Raw genomic sequence first — 18945 nt, forward strand, 5'->3', positions numbered from 1 at the left:
CTGGCACCCCGCGTACGGTTGGTTGGCAGGCACTCGGCTCCGTTGGCCGGAACCAGCCGCAGAATCGTTGCTAGCAACTCGCGCCGCCCGAACACCCCGCCTACTTAGAACGCACGATCTACGACTTTCCGACTAGTGTAGTCAGCATCCGGCGTTTTTTCACCGGCAAGTCCCCAACGCGGCGCATGGGCGGATTCCCAGGCAGCAAGCGTGTGCCGTTTCCAGCGTCTGGACCGCGGCAAGGCCGTCGCCGGCAATGGCGTTCCCAAACGCAGCAGAGTTATCGCGGGCGACATCGATTTCCCCACGTCGAAACCGTGCCCAGTCGTGCGCACCCAGCGGGCCATGCCGCTGCCGATCCGTGGAACGAACCTTGCGGTCCAGCAGGCCCAGCGTAGCCCTCTGGGGTCACATCGGTGCGGGGCCGTCGCGCTCGACCTGCACAAGCCTCGACGCGAGGTAGTCTCCCTATGCCGGTCAGCCGATCGATCCCATGGGTCCGGGGTAACTCACCTCCTCCAGCTCGCCGGTATCAACGTCGTAGATGAACCCACGCACCGTCACCGCGTCGGGCCCGCTGGCAGGAAGCCACGGGTGATTCTTGATCGCCGAAATGCCCCGCCGAACGTCCCACGCCAGACGCTCCATGTTCTTGTCGTCGCGCGGCGAGTCCAGTGGCTCGATCGGGCCGCGGAAGGCATGGAAGGCAACCGGACTGCTCGAGGCCTTGCCGGTACTGACGAAGGTACGGCCAGTTGCCTGACCGAGCAGCTTCTCCGCGGCCGCATCGCCCTCGAGGCCGGCCTTGAGCAGATCGTCGGTGAATGCCAGCATGCCGCAGCGGGTGTGGTGGATGAGGATGATCTCGTTGGTGTTCAACAGGTGATGCGAGATAATCAGGCAGCGGATCGCATCCTCGGTGACGACGCCGCCGGCGTTGCGGATGATATGCGCCTCGCCGGTCTGCAGTCCCAGCAGGTCTTCGACGTCCAGGCGTGCATCCATGCATGCGACGACCGCCACGCGCCGCGACGGCTGGATCGGCTGTTTGCCAGGGTAGCCCGGCATGTGTACCGGTTCGCCGCTGGCATATTGTTGGTTGTTTCGGAAAAGTTCGTCTGTATTCGAGGTCGCCATGGTGTCCCCTCCAAGCCTGTCGTCTGATGGATGACGCGCATACTCTCCCGGTCGGCACGTTGCAGCGCGTTCGCGTAACCTCTCTTATAGTTGGGCGGGGAGCATTACGCTTTTGTCCCAGCCGAGTTCGGGCGCTGGACATCTGGGCCGGTGTTGAGTAGGGTGGCGCTGGAGACAACCGCCCACGGGAAACGCGATGCCCCACTCCGCACCCCTGCCGCGCTTTTGCGGCCATGTCGTCGAGGAACCGCAACTGGATCTGATCCGGGGGCTGGTCGCCCGCTATCCCGGGCTCAGCCGCACGGAACTGGCCGCCACCGCCTGTGAATTGCTGGGATGGCTGCGCGCCAACGGCAAGCCGAAGACCGTCGAGTGCAGGGGCTTTCTCGACACCCTGGAGGAACAGCAACGGATCGTGCTGCCGGCGCGGCGGCAGAAGCGGGCCAAGCGGGTGGCGGTGGCGATCGCCTCCGAGGACCGGCCGGCGCCGGTGCCGATCCAGGGGCCGCTCGCGGCACTGGGTTCGCTGCAGCTGCAAGCGATCACCAGTGCCGAGCAGCGCCGCCAGTGGCGCGCGCTGGTCGAGCAGCATCACTACTTGGGGCATCGCATTCCCTTTGGCGCCCATCTGCGCTATCTCGCCGTGTCGGCGCAGGGGGTGGTCGGCTGCCTGCAATACTCGAGCCCCGCCTGGCGGCTGCAGGGCCGGGATCGCTGGATCGGCTGGAGCGACGCGCAGCGCCAGGAACGCTTGCAGCATGTGCTGTGCAACAGCCGGTTTCTGATCCTGCCCTGGGTGCAGGTCCCGAACCTGGCGAGCCACCTCCTGGCCCGGGGTGCCCGGCAGGTGGTGGCGGACTGGCCAGCGCAGTATGGTGTCACCCCCTGGCTGCTCGAAACGCTGGTGGACTCCCGCTTTCGCGGCGCCTGCTATCGGGCCGCCAACTGGATGGCGCTGGGTGAGACCACCGGCCGCGGCCGCGACGACCGCCGCCACCGCCGTCATGGCGCCGCGCCCAAAAGCGTGTGGCTCTATCCCCTGCACCGGCACAGCCGGCGCTGGCTGCGCGGGGAAGGCTAGGCGATGGGCTGCGCCGCTCGGGTGCTGGAGCTCGACCCGCTGGAGGAGGTCCGCCGCATGGCCCACGAACAACTGGATCAATGGCTGGAGCAGATGCGGCCCCTGTTCGAACAGGAAAAGCCGCCCACGCTGCTGGAGCTGAGCCAGCATTTCACCCGCACCCGCCAGCAGCTGCTCGGTGGCGTGCTGCAATCGCTGGCCGATGCCCACTACGGTCACTGCGCCCGGGCCATCGATGGGTGGAAGCCACGCTGGCGCGGCTGGCCGCGAATCAGGTCGACGCGGTGATCTGGGGCCTGCACCGGCTCCAGGCCGATGCGTTCGCCAGAGCCGAGATCGACAAGCTCATCACCTACCTGCAGAACCACCGCCAGCGGATCGACGACGACGCCTGCAAGGCCGAAGGCCTGCCGATCGGCAGCGGCGCGATCGAATCGGCCAACAAGTTCATCAGCCACGCCCGGCTGAAACGCTCCGGTGCCTGGTGGGTGGTGACAAACGGCAACGGCATGCTGCGACGCCCGGTTGTCCAGTCGAGCGCACGCCATTACGAACGGCACCCTTGGGTCGGCCAATGCGTCCTGGGTAACCCGTCGTATGGCACTCGACCCGAATCCCGAGTTTAACGCAGTCGGCTCACCTATCATGATGTCGATATCGATCACGCTCGTCGGAATCTCCCAGAGGCCCGCTGCGTCCAGTTCGTCCCGAGAGGGGTGCTGCCACAGCACAACCCCGACGTCCCATCCATCCGCTTCGATGATGGCCCGCGATGCGCCATCAGCTGCTGGCTCGCTCAGCAGAACGAGATTGGAATTCGGATCACCCCATGCGGCACGGACATGATCCGCATGCAGCCACTGCTCAATGAGCGGCAAATCCTCGCGCGAGATCTCTCGAAGCCGCAGATTCATGGCCACCCACCTATCGATACGGTCAGCGTTGGCCGCGCTTCATTCCCTTCCTTTGGGATTCCCATGGCCGTCGCTCGCCCGCTCGGGTTAACCGGCCCCGCCACCCGATTCTCCCGCCTTGACCGAAATGGCGCCTACTGCCGTCCTGCGGTTTTCTCGGCGCCAAACTCCCGCAAAACGGCACGCCCGCCACTGCAGCCGACTGTCATCCGACGCTCTCAACCTTGTAGCGTTCTTGGACAAACCCATTATCGGACGCTGTCACCTCCAATAGCGTCAACTTCTGCGCTGGAGAAGCACCCCCAAAGAGGGGAAGGCCGACACCGAGCAGCACGGGAATGCGGGTGATCGTGAGCTCATCAATCAGTTTCTCTTTCAGAAACCGCTGAATCGTAACCCCGCCGTCAATGTAAAGATGTTGCATACCCGCCCTGACTAACCGCCCAACAATCTCTTTCGGGTTCCCTGATTCACGCCTGACCACATATCCAAGGTGCGCTGGGATTTCCAAATCAGAAGTGGAAAGAACCACCACCATGGGAACATCGAGTCCGACATTGTCCAGCCGGACCTCTGTCCGGGCCGGACAGGGTAAAGCACCCAGCGGCCCTCCGCATCGAGGGGGAGCATTACACTTTTGTCCCAGACCAAAATCCGTGCAAGTGACTGATATTTCAGTGTTCGCTTCGTAACATGTTGATATATTGGTGCCGTATCCATGTGATGGCGCTGGGCCGAGAACCGCACTATCACAGGGTCGGGACAAAAGTGTAATGCTCCCCATCGAGGCGAAAGATCTCGATGCCCATCTCGTCGGGGTCCACAGCCCCAGCCATCGTTCCGTCCTTGCACGCGTGGAACTGCAGTATCCCGCCACACATTGGCGGGCATCAACAACCCTTCCCCGCGGGTGGTCTGGCAGCCGCAGGTGCTTGCGGGACAACAATGACCCCACGGGAATTCCGGGGACGGTACACCGCGATCACTGTCTGCCGGCGATGGCCGCGCTGTGCCACATGATGGGGGGCCACGAAATGAACCCGTGCGATCCTGCCGCGGCAACCCATTGGGTGCGTCATAATGGCCAGCATGGCTCGCTCCCGATCACAAGCTCCCGATTCCGGCTGGATCACCTTCCTCGCCCACCTGCTTTTCGTGCTGGCCGCGTGGTCGGTGTTCATCAAGTACGTCTTTCCGATCACGTTCGCCCTGTTCACGGGCGAGGCCTGGACGGCGCATATCTTCTGGGACCTGTGGCCGGTCGCGCATGTCTGGCTGGGCTGGGCGCTGTTGACCCAGCCCTGGTACACGCGCTGGCTGGCTGTGGGCATGTCGGTCATCGAGATCGCGATCATCCTGACCCTGTTCTCCCTTTTTCTGGCCGAGCCGGACTGGACCCTCTGGAGGACCAACTGGTTCGTCAACAAGGTCTTTGTGCTCTCCGCCTTCGCACTGATTCTGGCTACGGTGGTCGTAAGACCTGAGCTTTTCCGGACGAGGTCGTCTTGATGGGTCATCGCCACTCGCGCCGAACCGCCCTGAAACTCCTCGGTGCCGGCATCGCCGCTGCCTGGTGGATGCCGCATCTGTCCCTTGCCCACTCCGGCACGCTGGTCCGCAAGTCCATCCCCGATGGCGGGCAGCTGCCGGTGATCGGCCTGGGTACCTGGCGGACGTTCAATGTCGGCCGCGATCCGCAACTGCTCGACGCCCGGACCGAGGTGGTGCGGGCCTTCTTCGAACACGGCGGCGGCCTGGTCGATTCTTCACCGATGTACGGCTCCGCACCCGACGTGATGGGCTACGCACTCGACAAGCTGGGCAAGCCGGACTCGCTCTACACGGCCGAGAAGGTCTGGAGCCCGGCCGGCGGCAGCACGCGCGAGCAGATTGCCGATCTGTCCGAGCGCTGGGGTGTCGCCCGCTTCGACCTGGTCCAGGTCCACAACCTCACCGACTGGCGCGAGCACCTGGACGTTCTCCAGCGGATGAAGGCCGATGGCGAGATCGCTCACGTCGGCATCACCACCTCGCACGGTCGCCGGCACGACGAGATCGAGCGCATCATGCGGGAACACGACATCGATTTCGTGCAACTCACCTATAGCATCACTCACCGCCAGGTCGAGGGTCGCCTGCTGCCGCTGGCGCGGGAAAAAGGCGTTGCCGTGATCGCCAATCGCCCGTACGACGGCGGGCGCCTGATCCAGAACCTCAAGCGCCGGCATGAAGTCCCTGCATGGGCCGCTGAAGAATTCGATTGCCGCAACTGGGCCGACTTCCTGCTCAGGTTCATTGTCAGCCATCCGGCGCTGACCTGCGCCATCCCGGCAACGACCCGCGTCGAGCACGTGATCGAGAACATGCGCGCCGGCCACGAGCCGATGCCGACGCAAGCGACGCGCGAACGCATGATCCGCCACATCGCGTCGCTGTAATCGCGCCATGCACGGCTGGCAGACCTACCGCCTCGAAGACTTCATCCCGTTCACCCCGGACATCTACTGGCGGCTGCTGGAACGCATCAACGAAGCCTTCTGGCCACTGCCCGTTCTGGCCGTCGCCATCGGCCTGACTGCGCTGTTGCTCGCGCTTCGCGGCAACCAACGCATGGCCCTGGCCCTGCTCGCCCCCGCCTGGCTGACCAGCGGAATCCTCTTCCACTTCACCTATTACGCCGAACTGAACTGGGCCGCCCCGTGGTTTGGCTGGGGCTTCATCGCCCAGGCGGCCCTGTTGCTCGCGCTCGCCTTGTTCGCCGGATCAAGCCGGACGCAAGGGCCTTCCAAAGGGCTTTCGACCGGGATCGCCACCACCGTCGCGCTGGTTTCTCTGCTCGGCTATCCGCTGATCGCCGCCACCATCGGCCCCGGCCTGAGCCATGCCGAGACCTACGGCCTGCACCCCGACCCCACGGCCATCGCCACGCTCGGCGTGCTGCTGATGCTCCTGCGCGGCCCCAGCTTCTGGCTCGCCTCGTTCATTCCGATCCTGTGGTGCCTGATCGGCTCGCTGACCTTGATCGCGATCGACGCAACCGGGGCATTGATCCCGCTGGCCGCGGTGGCCATCATTGCCGGGACTTCGATCGCGCGCTCGATCCAGTCAGCGGCGCGGCCACACGTGTAGCAACACCGAACCGTAGCCGCCTGGCTCGCCAGGCTTGGGAACCCCCGTCGAGTTCATCCCGCATCTCTGTGCGATGATTGAAGCCGCATCTCGGGTATGGGAGGCGCACACCGCGACGTAGCGAAGTCTGCGGGCGCCCCAGATTTCTTGATCGGCGCCGCCTCACCGGACGGCTCGGGAGTCTGCCCAAACGTTGGAAGCCGTTTCATGAGCATCGCGATTCTTTACCGCTGGCGCGTCAGACCCGGATATGAAGCGCAGTTTCGGCAGGCCTGGGTCGAGGGCACGGCGCTGATTCATCAACGTTGCGGATCCTTCGGTGCACGCCTGCACGAGGGCGAGGACGGCCTGTTCTGGTCGTATGCCCTATGGCCCGACGAGGAATGCCGCCAACGCTGCTTCAGGGGGAGCGGCGTGCTGGACCATCCCGCCTTCCCACGCATGCAGGAGGCCGTGGCCGAGCATTTCAAGGAAGTCCGACTTGAACCTTGTGACGACCTGCTCCAGCCACTTCCCGCCACAACCCGTGGCAACAAGCCCTGATACCGGGAACGCGTCCGTTTCGGGGGACAGTCCATCTAAATCCGTATCCCTGTCCCCCGACGATTACCGCGCTGCCGCAAATGCGGGCACCCGGGCACCACGCCGCAGAGAAATGGGTGTACTTTCCCCGACATGTCTCAAGTCGGTATTTCAGAAGGATAGCCGTGACCTGGTCGGCGCTTCCCGCCAAGATTTTTCCCCTGAGCTTTGAGTCCTTGCCCGTCCAGGATTCCCTATTGCGTCGGCCAGCGCTATTCGATGCACAGCGCGAATGAGATCAGCGGACAAATTGTTCTGGCGCGACTCTTGCGCAAGCATGAGACGTGACAGAACCATTTGTTCCGTCTCAATCGACTTGTTCGGCCTCCCCCCGTACTTTCCCTTCGGCCAAGGGCCTCCGCGAGAAAGGCAGAGACCAAGCGTTCATGCTAACGCCCTCTTGCTTGGCGCGGGCCGTGAGCCGCGCGTGCAAACTACGCGGGATGCGCGCAATAAACTTTCCGCTAGGCAATTCTCCTGGACGGGGAATCCCTCGGCCTGCTTCCTTGGCTGCCTTGATCCAGACGGAAACCGCGTCACGACCGTTGGCAATGGCTTCTTCGGGTGTTTCTCCGTCAGACATGCATCCAGGCAAGTCACAGCCCAGCCGCCAGGAGCCAAGGCGCACCCGCGGATGACCAGGCAGAGCCCGACAGCACGACGGCGCCGAATGCGACCACCGCCGACCCCAGGAATACCCCGAGAAACATTGGATTGAGGACAACCACGTTGATGCGTTGCATTGCCGCGACTCCGTGTGCCGCCGGCAGCTGAGCGAGCGCCTTCATCACGAACGTCGAGAAGGCGAAAAACACGCCGCCGACGGTCCCGGCCCCGATGCAAAGCAGAATCGCCGCTATGGTCATCATCGTGGAAGCTTCCGTGAATCCGAGGCCGGACACCTTGCGTGGAGCGAATCGACAGGCTGCGCAACAGGGCCGTTTCTCCGCAAACGCCTGCCCCGGCGCGGACCGGGGTTGCGATGCCGATCATCCCGAATGCGCCGCCGGTCGAGAACGCGGCGCCAACCCCGACACAACGGCCCCACCGTTCGCGCGCGAGGCGCGCTCCTGCACGCATCACGGCTCCTGAACTGGTCCGGGGATTCCGGAGTCCTTCTCCGTGAGAGGATAGATTCATGAAAACCGTGACACGAGAATACCCTGGGGTTCGCGATCGTAACGAGGGCGGACTGAGCGGATGCCTGACTGCATGGGATGCAGACCGCGAGGGTCACGATGAGTGACAACGTCACCACGGTCTTCGGAGGCACGGGGTTCCTGGGCCGTCGCATTGTTCGGGCGCTCGCGGCTTCGGGGAAAGCGGTGTGCATCGCCGCACGCCACCCGGTTCGCCCCGAATGGGCGGGCGACGGTGACGGGATCGAGCTCGCCACCGCCGACATCCACGACGAAGCCAGCGTCGCGCTGGCGCTGGAGAACGCCGACTGCGCCGTCAACACGGTGAGCCTCTACGTCGAATCCGGCGGCGACGATACCTTCGAGGCCGTTCATGTGACCGGGCCCGGCCGCGTGGCGCGGGTGGCGCACGAGACCGGGGTGCGGCAGTTGGTGCTGATCTCCGGGATCGGAGCGAGCCCGTCCTCGCCGTCGCCCTACGTCCGGGCCCGTGCCCGTGGCGAGGACCGGGTTCGGGCGGCGTCCCGCATGCGGTCATCGTGCGCCCCAGCGTGCTGTTCGGGCCGGGCGACGCCTTCCTCACCAACCTGACCCGCCTCGCAAGCCTGCCGGTGATCCCGCTGTTCGGCCGCGGCGACACCCGCTTGCAACCCGTCCTGGTCGACGACGTAGCCGAGGCCGTGACGAAGCGGCTCGAATCGACCGACTCCGAGAGCTTGCTGTTCGAACTCGGCGGCCCTCGGGTTTACCGCTATCGCGAGCTCGTGGAGCAGGTGCTCGCGCATCTCGGCCGCCACAGCCCGATGATCCCGGTCCCCTTTTTCCTGTGGCGCACGCCGGCGCTGCTCGCGAGCCCCCCTGCCCGGCCCACCGTTGACAAGGGACCAGGTCTTGTTGATGCAGGGGGACAACATCGTCGGTCACGGGGTCGGCAGCTTCGCCGATCTCGGCATCACACCGCGTTCTCTGCAGGAAAGCCTGCCCTACTGCCTGGGAAGCGGCTCCAACCCCCGCGATGCCTGATGCCCTCCCGTATCCCTTGAACGATGACGGTGACGGCACGGCCATCCGCCGCGCCCTGCGGCCCATTGCCCCCGGGGTGGATGCCCGGAGCGAGCGCTACGTCGTGAACGGCCTCGGCTCCATCGAGTCAAAACCGGAAAAATGGCGGTGTCAAACCGCAGGTTCGTTGCGTGGAACCCACCAACACGGAGGAGGCAGCCATGAGCAACCACGTCGTTGATGTGACGATTCATCTGGACGAAACCCTTGTTGCCCATAGTCGCGAGGGAATCGAGGACCGGCTGCGCGATCTGGAGGGTGTGGTATCTGCCACAAGCCGGGACCACACCCCCCACCTGGTCCTGGTCGGATACGATCCCGAGGTGATCAACAGCCGCACGATCCTGGACACGGTCACCACGACCGGCGTGCACGCAGAACTGGTCGGAATGTAGCCCAACATCCCCGACTGTCCCCGGATGAACGCACGAGGGGGGACCATATCATCAAGGATGCTCCACCGGTGGACCGATCGTGGCAACGCGCAAGGAGGTTGACATGTTTGCATTGACCGATCAGGTGGCGATCGTCACCGGAGGCGCGAAGGGCATCGGCCGGGGCATTGCCCGCGTGCTTGTGCAGGCCGGTGCCCGGGTCGTGATCACCGACATCGACGAGGCCGAGGGCCGGCAGGCGGCTGGCGAACTGGGAGTGGAGTTCGAGGCGCTCGACGTGAGTTCCCGCGACTCGTGCCGGCACGCCGTACAGGCGATCCAGGAACGTTTGGGGCCGGTGGGGGTGCTCTGCTCCAACGCCGGCATCTTTCCGCAGGCGCCCCTGGACACGATGACGGAAGACGACTGGGACACGATGATCGCGGTGAACCTCCGCGGCGCCTTTTTCATGACCCAGGCGGTACTGCCCGGCATGCGCGAACAGGGATACGGTCGGATCGTGCTCACGTCATCGATCACCGGACCCGTGACCGGGTACCCGGGTTGGGCACATTACGGTGCCAGCAAGGCGGGCCAGCTCGGCTTCATGCGCTCGGCGGCCCTCGAATGTGCACGGGACGGCATCACGATAAACGCCGTGATGCCGGGGAACGTGCTGACTGAAGGGCTGAAGGCACAGGGCGAGGACTACCTGCGCGAGATGGCGGAGTCCATCCCTACCCGGGCGCTGTGCGAGCCGCAGGACATTGCCTTCGCCGTGTGTTTCCTCGCGTCTCCCGAGGCCCGGTACATCACCGGGCAGACACTGATCGTAGACGGCGGCCAGATCCTGCCCGAATCGTTCGAAGCCCTGAAGTGACCGGCTCGGCCGCCGGTTTGCCCGAGGCCAGCCGGCGGCTCCGGTGGCAGGGAGGGTGGCCGGCTCCTCACCACTGAAATGCAACGGCGCGTTTACCCAGAATGTAGTCGTCAAACACCAACGTCGCCGGCTTGCCGGCCATTCCCTGACACACATGAAGCGGCAACAGATGCTCCTCGCGCGGATGACAGTAACGTGCAGACGGCGCCCGCTCCCATTCGAGCAGCCGCTGTTCCCGCTCCGCCTGCGACAGGGACCCCGTGCAGACGTCGATCAGCCAATCCTGGAATGCATCATTGGCAGGGTCCGGCACGCGCTCACCCCGCCAATCGAAGGCGCGCATGTTGTGAAACGAGAAGCCAGAGCCGACCACGAGGACATTCTCGCCGTTCAGTTCGCCCAAGGCTTTGCCAAGCGCAATATGCGCGGCGGGGTCCAGCCCCTGCAGTAGCGACAGCTGTAACGCGGGGATGTCAGCCTGCGGATACATCAGCTTCAGCGGCACGAACAGACCGTGATCGAAGCCCCGCTGCGAGTCGACGGCTGCAGGAATCCGGTTTCGATTCAGCAGAGCGACGATCAACTGCGCGAGCGTCGGGCTTCCGGGTGCCGGATAGGTGATTTCGTACGCTTCCGGTGGGAAACCGTGATAGTCGTAGAGCAGCGGCGGTGTTGGCGCATCGAGCACGGTCGCCACCCTCTCCTCCCAATGCGCGCTGATCACCAGAATCGCATCCGGCTTCCTCAGCCGCGCCGGAAGCTCGCGCAGGAAATCCACCAGCGCCCGGTGGCTGGCGTCGCCGAGAATGGGCAACGGACCTCCGCCGTGAGAAAAATAGACAATCCGGGCCTGCGCCTCGGAAGAACTGGGTGTCGCCATGTCGATTCATTCCTTGCCGACTCGCGGCGGCTGGCCGACCTGCGGCGGCGGCCAGGGCTCCGCGCACGGCGCGTGTCTCCGCGTCCGCCGCTGGTCAGAGCGCGTCTCTCGGATCACGATCGCGCTCCAGGGATCCCCGGTCCCAGTGCGCCAGATCCGCTGCGGCGTCATACGTGGTTTGCAGAAAGTCCAACAGCATGCCGTCCGGATCCGGTGACTGCCAAACCGCATCGTAGGGGAGAACGAACTCGCGAAGATCGGTACTGAAGAAGGCCTCGGCCGGCTGGATCGCCGCATCCGCGAAACCCTGCGGCTCGGGATAGGCGTACGAGTAGAAGGCCGGATACGGAACGGGCCCGCCGCCTGACCAGAAACCGCAGCTGCTGACCTCGTGCGAATAGGCTTCCCGCGTCACCCAGTCGGGAAGATTGGGAATTCCACCCGGGTGTTGCGGCGCCGGCCGCCCCGAAAACCGCGTCACCGCCAGGTCGGGGGCGCCCCAGAAGTAATGCACGGGGCTGCACTTCCCGATGAACCTCGCGCGGAACTGCTTGAAGACCCGATCCACCTGCGCCAGAGCACGCCAGTACCTGTTCACAAAGACCGGATCGTACGATCGGGGGCGATCATCCCGATCGAACGGAATGGCCTCGGTGACCTCGTTCGGTTTCCTTTGGATCGTCACCGGCAGGTTCAGGCGGCCCATCTCATCCATCAGCCTCGCGTAGAAGCCCGCGACGGATTCGGGCCTGAGCGCGAAGCCCCCCGTTTCCCCTTCGCTCGTACGCACCGAAAGGCGATGCGCGATGAAGTCGAACTCGATCTCGAATACCCGGGCGCCGTGCGGGACGGGCGACGTGGTCAGACCGCGGGCCGTCACGTACAGCGTCGCATTCCATGAGTGATTCACCCATGGGCTCTGCGTCAAGCGGATCTTGCCCACGATCTGGGTCCACAGGTGGAGGGTCGCGCAGGTGTCGCTCCACGCCTCCAACGGCACGGACGGCCACTGCTCCGTCCCGGAGCTCGACTGATTCGTCATCCGATTCTTTCCCTGGCCAACCGTCAACCGAGTGCCTGACGGAATCTGACCTGTTGGTGATGGACAGATTCTGTATAGCACGCTCCGGCACTCGTGGCCCGGGCATCCCGCGCGCCACGATCGGGCCGCCTGTTCAGGAAGGGCCCTTTCAGCACCGCTTCGATGTGGCCCTTCGGTCGCTCCCTCAAATAGTCGCGGTCCAGCATGTTCCGGCACAGGTCGTTCATGTCGGTCGCTTCGATCGCCTGCCGGATCCCGTGAATGGCGTCGAAGTAATCCGACTGCTCCGTTTCGTTGAGTTCGAACAGCGAGACGACGTGCCGCTGGGGGATCACCAGTGCATGCCCCGAATTCACCGGATTGGTGTCGAAGATGGCGACGAACGAGCGGTTCTCTTAATTGAACGGGTCGGTCATACCGGCGGAAACCCGGCAGAAATAGCAGTTCTGGTCTGGTTGAGGGCTGGTCATCGAGGAACCTGGACGGGCCTCCGTCAGAATGGAGGCGCCCGATTCAAGTGGATTTCGGCGCCGCGGTGCGCCATGCCCCTATGGCTGCCGAACCCCCGAATCGGCGCGCGGGTCCCGGCAGACCAAGCCAAGAGACATCGATCCGCCGCGCGAGCTGCGGCCCTCGGCTGCATGGAATCACTCGCTATTTCCGCAACGCGCAAACAGGCGCGTCCAGCCGTCATTCCCGTTCCGACGGCGCCGGCACTCTGATTTCCGGTACCGAACGCGTGCGCTGCTCCGGCAGGGTCCAGAGCCGCTGCTGCCGGGGTTCCCACCTGAGGGCATTCATGGTCGCCTGATCTTCGGCGGTACCGAATCCGGGCAGGCGCCCGATCCGATCGAAGAACTGTTCGGTGTGAAGCAGCGTCATCTGCACCTCGTTCCAGTAGGTCGAAGGCTGGTCCCGTCGATAACGCTGCGCGGCCTCGATGCCGCTGAATCGACCTTCCGATACCAGATAGACGTCGATTTCCTCTTCCTCGTAGCCGGCCAATGCGACGATTTCGGGCACATCCAGCCTCAAGGACACCATACCCGGGACACGTGCATTCCGGCGGCACGTCTCCGCGTTCAGATCCGCTCCCGACAGGAACAGCGTGCTCGCCGACCGGACCTTATCGCAAGGCTTTTCGTTTCCCGAGCCTTCCGCCACCCACGCAAAGCAGGTGCTGCGATTCAGTGACACCTGGCTTCCCACCGAGCCGAATGCTCCAGCCCTCAAACTACGAGGATGGATGAGATAGCAGGGCTTGATCGATTGAAGCTCGTTGGCGAGAGCGACGTACTGGTACTCCAGTTCAACGGGCTGCCGTTTTTCGCCGAAGTAGAGCTTCTCGTCCGCGTCACTGACGAGCCCGCAGCCAGTCATGGATGCGGACAACAGCACCAGGATCGCCACCAGGTAAGGTCGTGCCATGTGCTCAACCCCGAGGCCTGAATTTCCGTTCCCCGGCCTCCTCATGAGGCCGTGATCAGACACGCGGACGTAGCCGCGTGATGGAACGTCCTTGCCACACGGCGACGTCACATGTCCAGATTGAGCCGCTGCTCCAGGCCTGGCAGGTCGGAGGGCCTCGCCTCCCCCATTCGAAATGCCATCCATGAGTCGACACCCTCATTCTTGCCAACGCTCGGGCTCAGCGGCGGGGCTTGGGGTCGCCCGCCGAGACCGTCTGTTGGGCAGTAGCAGGCCTTGCCTGGGCCCGAACGGCGCCCGGCGCGACGCCGATGAAGCGCTTGAAGGCGCGGCTGAACGCGGCCTCGGACTGGTAGCCGAGGCGGGACGCCAGATCGCCAAGCGGCGTATCCTCCTCCTTCAGTTGCGTGAGTGCGAGATGCATTCTCCAGCGCGTCACGTAACGCATCACCGGCTCCCCGACGAGTGCGGTAAAGCGTGCCGCAAGTGCCGAGCGCGACATGGCCACCTCGTCCGCGAGCGATGCCACCGTCCACTCGCGCGCCGGGTCTCGATGAATGTGCGCGAGGGCGCGACCGATCTGCCGGTCCTGAAGCGCTCCGAGCCAACCCTTGCGCGCAGCGGGGTCCTGCGCGATCCAGGACCGGATCGCCTGGACCACCAGAATGTCGGAGAGCCTCGTGATGACCGTCTCGCCTCCCGGGAGGAGCGCCCTGGCTTCGTCAGCCATGAGGCGCAGCGTGCTCTGGGTCCAATCCGCGTGAGGGGAACTCGAGGCCTCGACCACAACCATCTTCGGAAGCAGCGCGACCAGGCGCTGCGCGGCCGGGTGCTCGAAACGGACGACGCCGCACACCACGCTCGTCGCCTCCCCGCCGCCACCGGTCCGAAGGATCTCGTAGCGCTCGCTCACGAGCTCCCGAGGAAGATCGAAAAGCTTCGCGGCGGCAATGCCGAACTCGCTCCGCAGGGTGTGGCCTTCGCCATGTGGCACGAGCGCGAAATCCCCGCGTTGCAGCATCCGGCGCTCGGCGCCCTCGACTTCCAGCCAGCACTGGCCCGAAGTCACGACGTGGAACATCAGGCAGTCCTCGAACGCGGGAAGCTCCAGAGCCCAGGGTGCCGTGAACTCGGAACGGCAATAGAAGCTGCCGCTCATCCGCAGCAGGTGCAGCGCTTCGCCGAGCCGATCCAGCGGGCTCCACAGATCCTTTGCCTTCATGCAACCGAGTGTGCGCTTCGATCCACACCACCGTCCAGAAGAAATGGACGAATAGGCATGAAATCGAGCTCATCGAGCATTGTTCGTCCGGTTCTAAGCAACGAAACTGGACGTACAGCGAAACTCACAACGAGGGACCAACCATGAAGCGGACCGACCTGACGACAGAAACGACCCTGGTTCTCAGCGGCACGGGCAAGACCGGCCGGCGCATTGTGGAGCGGCTCTCGGCGCGCGGTCTGCCCGTGCGGGTTGGTTCGCGCTCCGGCCGGCCTCCATTCGACTGGGAGGACAGAGAGACCTGGGCGCCTGCTGTGCTCGGCGTGACCTCCGCGTACCTGGCGTACTTCCCGGACCTGGCAGTGCCAGGCGCTGCTGCAACCGTCGGGTCTTTCGCGGAGCTGGCGGTGGCGAGCGGGGTTCGGCGTCTGGTACTGCTTTCCGGGCGGGGTGAAGAAGGCGCACAGCTCGCCGAACACGCTGTGCGGCGCTCAGGCGCCGACTGGACCGTCCTGCGCTCCAGCTGGTTCTGCCAGAACTTCAGCGAAGGCAGCTTCCTGGACATGGTGCTCGCCGGTGAAGTCGCATTGCCGGCCGGGAGCGTGGCAGAGCCCTTCGTCGACCTCGACGACGTCGCGGACGTCGCGGTCGCTGCGCTGACGGAGAGCGGGCACGCCGGCCACATCTATGAACTCACCGGTCCTCAGCTGCTGACCTTCGCGGAAGCGGTCGAGCAGATCGCCAGAGCCACCGGCAGGCAGGTTGACTACGTGCAGATCTCTATGGAGCAGTTCGTGTCCGCGCTGGCCGAGCAAGGTGAACCGGAGGCGGCCGTGGCCCTGCTTTCCTACCTCTTTTCCGAGGTCCTCGACGGCCGCAATGCTCAGCTTGGCGACGGGGTCCAGCGCGCCCTGGGCCGCGTGCCACGAGCTTTCAGCGACTACGCGCGCGACGCCGCAGCCTCCGGCGCCTGGCAGCACGCCCTGACCCCAGCCCACCGTAGCCGCGTCGCCGAATACCGCGACGGAAAGGAAACTCGTCTGAGAAGGCCCTTGTGACCTGACGCACAACGTCAGCGTTCAGCCGCGCGCTTTCTCCGTCGGCTGGAACGCTTTGTTAGAGGCCTCTTATGCGCCAGCGTATAGGCATCCAGCAACCGGCGGATCATCTTCTGGTACTGGGTATGATGCTTTTCAGCCTCATGCTTGAAAAACTCAACGCTCTCCTTGCTCAGAGCAATCGTCACTTTAACCGTATCTTCCTTGAATACGAGTTCCTCAGGAGCAGGCAGGAAATCGGATACGATCTTTAAGGGGCCCACGGGCTCATCAGTGTATTTAATTTTCGCGCTCATAAATCTGCTTACCTTTGCGCCAATAGCCCGCCCCGATAATCCGGATGACACCAAGGCGGAATGTGAATCGGACAGTCAATATGCCGTCCCCGGCCTTCCCGAAACAGTAATACCGTTTCTCAGTGTGACTGTGGGACAGGTCTTCAGCAATAACACGATCCGGATCAGCGAAAGCCAACTGCGCTTCAGCGAAGGAAACGCCGTGCTTAGCCTGATTGAGAAGATCCTTCTCCGGATCCCATTCAAAGCTTTCCATGCTCATGCGGAGAGCCTAGCAGACGTATGGCGCGATTTCCATATCTTAATATGGTGGTAAATATGGCGACTGGCCAAGTTGGCCTCAGGATCCTTGAAGTAGCCGCTGTAGCCACCCCAAGACATCTTCCACGGCTTCCTGACCAGCGTTGCGCCCGCCCCCACCGCCTGCGGCGCCATGTCGGTACGTCCCTGATCTTGCCCCACAGCCCTCAGCCTGCGGCGGCCCGAACCCGGGGTTCCAGCGATGCCAGGGTCTGGAACACGGCGTTGATCACGTTCTCCCTGCCTGCGAACAGTTCGTCCGGCCCACCCGCGTGCAGGTTGCTGAACGGCGGCTCGTAGAGCGCGGAGGCGCCCATCACGCCGCGTGCGGTGAGCTGGTCGATCACCATCTCGACGAACCGGATCTGCTGCGGCGTGAGGCTGCGGTCGTTCAGGAACTGCGTGAACGCCGCCTGCGCCGCCGTGCGGTCGAGCCCGACCAGGCTGCGCACGAAATGGGCAAGCGACGGCGACTCGCTGCGGGCCAGCAGGGCCGAGAGCAGCGTCTCCCCGTCTTCTTCGCCGATCTCGACCAGCGTCGTTTCGAGCCCCTTCAGGTCCATTGCGGTCAGCGGCTGATTGCTCCGCAGGCGACGGACCACCAGGTGGTCCAGATGCTGGCGCAGGTAGTCGTTGACCTTCTTCTCGTACTGCACGCCGGTCATCTTCGGGATGGAGACCACCTCCCCTTCCCGCACGCCCAGAACCTCGTCCTTGAAGTCGGTGTAGACGATCGTTCGCTTTTTCCTGTCGAGAAAGGTCACCAGCCCCCGCAGCCGCAGGCGCAGTTCCTCCAGCCCCGCGAGCGAGATGCCCTTCCAGAATGCGCTCTCCTGTATGGCAGCGAGGTATTCGAGCTGGGCCGCGACCACCGGAATCGTCGCCTTCTCCTCCAGCAGGCTCGCGATCTCGACCACCCGCTTGCGGTGCTGCTCGAACGCGTTCTCGTCCGCCTCGACCAGCGCCAGCTGCATTCGCAGCGCGGTCAGATCGAACAGCCGCGACTCGATGTCGTCGTGGGCAATCTCCGACGGCAGGCCCGCCACCTCACGCTGCAGCGTCTCGCGATCGCCTTCGCTGAGCCGCTCCCAAACACCCCGTTCCTGAAACCGTTCGACCGCCTCCAGGTGCATCCGCACGATGAAGTTCTCGCGGTTCATCGCGGCGACCTCGCCATGCAGGCCATCGGCGAGTGAGCCCCGTAGCGCCGCGTCCGGGTCGAGCTCCGGATGCGTCTGCACATGGCCGAGCAGTTGCACCCGGGCACGGAACAGCCGCGTGCCCAAAGGCGCGCTGTCGCCGGCGTTGATGCCGTCGGGGTTCTCGCGAAAGAAATCGAAGTTGAAACAGAAGTCGAACACCCGGAAGTCCGGCTTGTCGTCCTCCGGCCCGAACAGACCGGGGCACAGCCGCGTGCCGCGCCCGATCATCTGCCAGAACTTGATCTTCGAGTACACCGGCTTGAAGAACACCAGATTCGCCACCTCCGGCACGTCGATGCCGGTGTCGAGCATGTCCACCGAAATGGCGATGTGCGGCGCCTTGTCCTTCTGCACGAAGTCGTCGATCAGGCTCTGCGGATACTTCGCGTAATTGTCGATGATCCGCGCGAACTGCCCGGCATGGTGCGGGTAGTGGTGGTTGAAGCGCTCCTCGATGAACTTCGCGTGCTCGTGGTTGCGCGCGAAGATGATCGCCTTGGCCAGCCGGTCGCCCCCGTCCACCTTGTGGCCGTGTTCCATCAGGTGCTGCAGCACCTTGTCGACGGTGTCCCGGTTGAACAGCCAGCTGTTGATCGCGGCGGCGTTCACCCGGTCGGGCAGCGTTCCCGGTTCCACGTCGTCGCCCCAGTCCAGGCTCTCCCACTGCGCCTTCTCTTCGTCGCTGAGCTGCTCGTAGTCGATGCCCTCGCGCGGGAACTTCAGATCCACCTGCTGCACGCGCGGCGGCACCAGGAAACCGTCGGCCACCGCCTGTTCCAGCTCGTAGGCATCGGTCGGCACACCCGGCTCCAGGTCGAACAGGTCGTAGGTGTTCCTGTCGACCTCGTCGCGCGGCGTGGCGGTCAACCCGACCAGCAGCGCATCGAAGTAGCGGAAGATCGCACCGTATTTCTGGTACACCGAGCGGTGCGCCTCGTCGATGATCACCAGGTCGAAATGCCCGACGCCGAAGCGCGCCTGCCCGCCCCCGCTATCTGAACGGGTCTCGTCGATCATCCCCATCATCGTCGGATAGGTGCAGACGTAGACGCGCCCCTCGGTGTCCTTCTCGGTGACCAGGTTCACCGGGCTCGATTCGGGCAGGTGCGCCTTGAAGGCGTTGCAGGCCTGATTCACCAGCGACACCCGGTCGGCCAGAAACAGCACCCTTTTCACCCAGCCGGCGCGCTGCAACGCGTCCACCAGCGCAATCGCCACG

19 protein-coding genes and 4 pseudogenes are annotated in these 18945 nt (G+C 64.3%); 10 read left to right on the forward strand and 13 right to left on the reverse strand.

Annotation, left to right across the window (positions count from 1 at the left end; genetic code table 11):
• Positions 1 to 477 precede the first annotated feature (477 nt).
• The gene (locus TVNIR_RS10790; RefSeq protein ID WP_015259064.1) at positions 478 to 1137 is read right to left on the reverse strand and encodes a beta-class carbonic anhydrase; all 660 of its coding nucleotides are present in this window, start codon (positions 1135 to 1137) and stop codon (positions 478 to 480) included.
• 196 nt (positions 1138 to 1333) lie between these two features.
• Between TVNIR_RS10790 and TVNIR_RS10795 the strand changes: the two genes are divergently transcribed.
• Both TVNIR_RS10795 and TVNIR_RS21390 read left to right on the forward strand, forming a co-directional pair.
• Positions 1334 to 2218, forward strand: coding sequence for a Druantia anti-phage system protein DruA (locus tag TVNIR_RS10795; RefSeq protein ID WP_015259065.1), 885 nt, complete (start codon positions 1334 to 1336; stop codon positions 2216 to 2218).
• Positions 2219 to 2404: 186 nt separating this feature from the next.
• A pseudogene (locus TVNIR_RS21390) lies at positions 2405 to 2734 on the forward strand (ISKra4-like element ISTni1 family transposase); the annotation flags it as partial.
• A gap of 44 nt (positions 2735 to 2778) precedes the next feature.
• Here TVNIR_RS21390 and TVNIR_RS21280 read toward each other — a convergent pair.
• Positions 2779 to 3132, reverse strand: a pseudogene (locus tag TVNIR_RS21280) (GNAT family N-acetyltransferase); the annotation flags it as partial.
• 205 nt (positions 3133 to 3337) lie between these two features.
• Positions 3338 to 3670, reverse strand: a complete 333-nt coding sequence (locus tag TVNIR_RS10810; protein WP_052316636.1) for a dihydrofolate reductase family protein — start codon at positions 3668 to 3670, stop codon at positions 3338 to 3340.
• Positions 3671 to 4221: 551 nt separating this feature from the next.
• Between TVNIR_RS10810 and TVNIR_RS10815 the strand changes: the two genes are divergently transcribed.
• The 4 genes from TVNIR_RS10815 (at position 4222) to TVNIR_RS10830 (ending at position 6804) form a co-directional block, all read left to right on the forward strand.
• On the forward strand, positions 4222 to 4641 hold the full coding sequence (locus TVNIR_RS10815; protein WP_237251627.1) for a hypothetical protein: 420 nt from the start codon (positions 4222 to 4224) through the stop codon (positions 4639 to 4641).
• Entirely contained in the window at positions 4641 to 5570 is a 930-nt protein-coding gene (locus TVNIR_RS10820) for an aldo/keto reductase (RefSeq protein ID WP_015259070.1), read from the forward strand. Before TVNIR_RS10815 ends, TVNIR_RS10820 begins: the two co-directional genes overlap by 1 nt.
• 7 nt (positions 5571 to 5577) lie before the next feature.
• Positions 5578 to 6261, forward strand: a complete 684-nt coding sequence (locus TVNIR_RS10825) for a DUF6064 family protein (RefSeq protein WP_015259071.1) — start codon at positions 5578 to 5580, stop codon at positions 6259 to 6261.
• A 207-nt stretch (positions 6262 to 6468) separates the two neighbouring features.
• Positions 6469 to 6804, forward strand: coding sequence for an antibiotic biosynthesis monooxygenase family protein (locus TVNIR_RS10830; RefSeq protein ID WP_015259072.1), 336 nt, complete (start codon positions 6469 to 6471; stop codon positions 6802 to 6804).
• Positions 6805 to 7150: 346 nt separating this feature from the next.
• Here the strand turns inward: TVNIR_RS10830 and TVNIR_RS19095 are convergent, their stop codons facing one another.
• The gene (locus TVNIR_RS19095; protein ID WP_237251628.1) at positions 7151 to 7426 is read right to left on the reverse strand and encodes a toxin-antitoxin system HicB family antitoxin; all 276 of its coding nucleotides are present in this window, start codon (positions 7424 to 7426) and stop codon (positions 7151 to 7153) included.
• A gap of 13 nt (positions 7427 to 7439) precedes the next feature.
• Positions 7440 to 7712 carry an anthrone oxygenase family protein gene (locus TVNIR_RS10835; protein WP_052316637.1) on the reverse strand — a complete coding sequence of 91 codons (273 nt, stop codon included), beginning with the start codon at positions 7710 to 7712 and terminating at the stop codon, positions 7440 to 7442.
• Positions 7713 to 8081: 369 nt separating this feature from the next.
• Between TVNIR_RS10835 and TVNIR_RS10840 the strand changes: the two are divergent.
• From TVNIR_RS10840 to fabG, 3 genes and pseudogenes are all read left to right on the forward strand, one after another.
• A pseudogene (locus TVNIR_RS10840) lies at positions 8082 to 9005 on the forward strand (complex I NDUFA9 subunit family protein).
• A 200-nt stretch (positions 9006 to 9205) separates the two neighbouring features.
• Complete coding sequence (locus TVNIR_RS10845; protein ID WP_015259073.1) at positions 9206 to 9439, forward strand: hypothetical protein; 234 nt, start codon at positions 9206 to 9208, stop codon at positions 9437 to 9439.
• A gap of 103 nt (positions 9440 to 9542) precedes the next feature.
• Positions 9543 to 10298 carry a 3-oxoacyl-ACP reductase FabG gene (fabG, locus tag TVNIR_RS10850; protein ID WP_015259074.1) on the forward strand — a complete coding sequence of 252 codons (756 nt, stop codon included), beginning with the start codon at positions 9543 to 9545 and terminating at the stop codon, positions 10296 to 10298.
• A gap of 67 nt (positions 10299 to 10365) precedes the next feature.
• Here fabG and TVNIR_RS10855 read toward each other — a convergent pair whose 3' ends face one another.
• The 5 genes and pseudogenes from TVNIR_RS10855 to TVNIR_RS10875 form a co-directional block, all read right to left on the reverse strand.
• Positions 10366 to 11178, reverse strand: coding sequence for a DODA-type extradiol aromatic ring-opening family dioxygenase (locus TVNIR_RS10855; RefSeq protein WP_015259075.1), 813 nt, complete (start codon positions 11176 to 11178; stop codon positions 10366 to 10368).
• 94 nt (positions 11179 to 11272) lie between these two features.
• Entirely contained in the window at positions 11273 to 12220 is a 948-nt protein-coding gene (locus tag TVNIR_RS10860; RefSeq protein ID WP_015259076.1) for a DUF5996 family protein, read from the reverse strand.
• 23 nt (positions 12221 to 12243) lie between these two features.
• A pseudogene (locus TVNIR_RS10865) lies at positions 12244 to 12690 on the reverse strand (HIT family protein).
• Between the two features lie 220 nt (positions 12691 to 12910).
• Positions 12911 to 13630 carry a hypothetical protein gene (locus TVNIR_RS10870; protein ID WP_157092261.1) on the reverse strand — a complete coding sequence of 240 codons (720 nt, stop codon included), beginning with the start codon at positions 13628 to 13630 and terminating at the stop codon, positions 12911 to 12913.
• Between the two features lie 238 nt (positions 13631 to 13868).
• A complete protein-coding gene (locus TVNIR_RS10875) occupies positions 13869 to 14870 on the reverse strand; it encodes an AraC family transcriptional regulator (RefSeq protein WP_015259079.1) in 1002 nt (333 codons plus the stop codon).
• Positions 14871 to 15013: 143 nt separating this feature from the next.
• Here TVNIR_RS10875 and TVNIR_RS10880 point away from each other — a divergent pair, with 143 nt between their 5' ends.
• Positions 15014 to 15928 carry a Rossmann-fold NAD(P)-binding domain-containing protein gene (locus tag TVNIR_RS10880; RefSeq protein ID WP_015259080.1) on the forward strand — a complete coding sequence of 305 codons (915 nt, stop codon included), beginning with the start codon at positions 15014 to 15016 and terminating at the stop codon, positions 15926 to 15928.
• Positions 15929 to 15942: 14 nt separating this feature from the next.
• Here the strand turns inward: TVNIR_RS10880 and TVNIR_RS19100 are convergent, their stop codons facing one another.
• The 3 genes from TVNIR_RS19100 to TVNIR_RS10895 all read right to left on the reverse strand — a co-directional run bounded on the left by TVNIR_RS19100 (position 15943) and on the right by TVNIR_RS10895 (position 18944).
• Positions 15943 to 16224 (reverse strand): CopG family transcriptional regulator, encoded by a 282-nt coding sequence (locus TVNIR_RS19100; RefSeq protein WP_083499444.1) that lies wholly within the window; start codon positions 16222 to 16224, stop codon positions 15943 to 15945.
• The gene (locus TVNIR_RS10890) at positions 16208 to 16486 is read right to left on the reverse strand and encodes a BrnT family toxin (RefSeq protein WP_006749035.1); all 279 of its coding nucleotides are present in this window, start codon (positions 16484 to 16486) and stop codon (positions 16208 to 16210) included. Before TVNIR_RS10890 ends, TVNIR_RS19100 begins: the two co-directional genes overlap by 17 nt.
• A gap of 205 nt (positions 16487 to 16691) precedes the next feature.
• Positions 16692 to 18944 carry a type I restriction endonuclease subunit R gene (locus TVNIR_RS10895; protein WP_015259081.1) on the reverse strand — a complete coding sequence of 751 codons (2253 nt, stop codon included), beginning with the start codon at positions 18942 to 18944 and terminating at the stop codon, positions 16692 to 16694.
• Position 18945 lies beyond the last annotated feature (1 nt).

Source organism: Thioalkalivibrio nitratireducens DSM 14787 (assembly GCF_000321415.2).
Classification (GTDB): domain Bacteria; phylum Pseudomonadota; class Gammaproteobacteria; order Ectothiorhodospirales; family Ectothiorhodospiraceae; genus Thioalkalivibrio; species Thioalkalivibrio nitratireducens.

Bases quoted from the DNA above. Each gene is read 5' to 3' on its own strand.
- TVNIR_RS10790 (WP_015259064.1), bottom strand. From the start codon at position 1,137: ATGGCGACCTCGAATACAGACGAACTTTTCCGAAACAACCAACAATAT.
- TVNIR_RS10795 (WP_015259065.1), top strand. From the start codon at position 1,334: ATGCCCCACTCCGCACCCCTGCCGCGCTTTTGCGGCCATGTCGTCGAG.
- TVNIR_RS10810 (WP_052316636.1), bottom strand. From the start codon at position 3,670: ATGGTGGTGGTTCTTTCCACTTCTGATTTGGAAATCCCAGCGCACCTT.
- TVNIR_RS10815 (WP_237251627.1), top strand. From the start codon at position 4,222: ATGGCTCGCTCCCGATCACAAGCTCCCGATTCCGGCTGGATCACCTTC.
- TVNIR_RS10820 (WP_015259070.1), top strand. From the start codon at position 4,641: ATGGGTCATCGCCACTCGCGCCGAACCGCCCTGAAACTCCTCGGTGCC.
- TVNIR_RS10825 (WP_015259071.1), top strand. From the start codon at position 5,578: ATGCACGGCTGGCAGACCTACCGCCTCGAAGACTTCATCCCGTTCACC.
- TVNIR_RS10830 (WP_015259072.1), top strand. From the start codon at position 6,469: ATGAGCATCGCGATTCTTTACCGCTGGCGCGTCAGACCCGGATATGAA.
- TVNIR_RS19095 (WP_237251628.1), bottom strand. From the start codon at position 7,426: ATGTCTGACGGAGAAACACCCGAAGAAGCCATTGCCAACGGTCGTGAC.
- TVNIR_RS10835 (WP_052316637.1), bottom strand. From the start codon at position 7,712: ATGATGACCATAGCGGCGATTCTGCTTTGCATCGGGGCCGGGACCGTC.
- TVNIR_RS10845 (WP_015259073.1), top strand. From the start codon at position 9,206: ATGAGCAACCACGTCGTTGATGTGACGATTCATCTGGACGAAACCCTT.
- fabG (WP_015259074.1), top strand. From the start codon at position 9,543: ATGTTTGCATTGACCGATCAGGTGGCGATCGTCACCGGAGGCGCGAAG.
- TVNIR_RS10855 (WP_015259075.1), bottom strand. From the start codon at position 11,178: ATGGCGACACCCAGTTCTTCCGAGGCGCAGGCCCGGATTGTCTATTTT.
- TVNIR_RS10860 (WP_015259076.1), bottom strand. From the start codon at position 12,220: ATGACGAATCAGTCGAGCTCCGGGACGGAGCAGTGGCCGTCCGTGCCG.
- TVNIR_RS10875 (WP_015259079.1), bottom strand. From the start codon at position 14,870: ATGAAGGCAAAGGATCTGTGGAGCCCGCTGGATCGGCTCGGCGAAGCG.
- TVNIR_RS10880 (WP_015259080.1), top strand. From the start codon at position 15,014: ATGAAGCGGACCGACCTGACGACAGAAACGACCCTGGTTCTCAGCGGC.
- TVNIR_RS19100 (WP_083499444.1), bottom strand. From the start codon at position 16,224: ATGAGCGCGAAAATTAAATACACTGATGAGCCCGTGGGCCCCTTAAAG.
- TVNIR_RS10890 (WP_006749035.1), bottom strand. From the start codon at position 16,486: ATGAGCATGGAAAGCTTTGAATGGGATCCGGAGAAGGATCTTCTCAAT.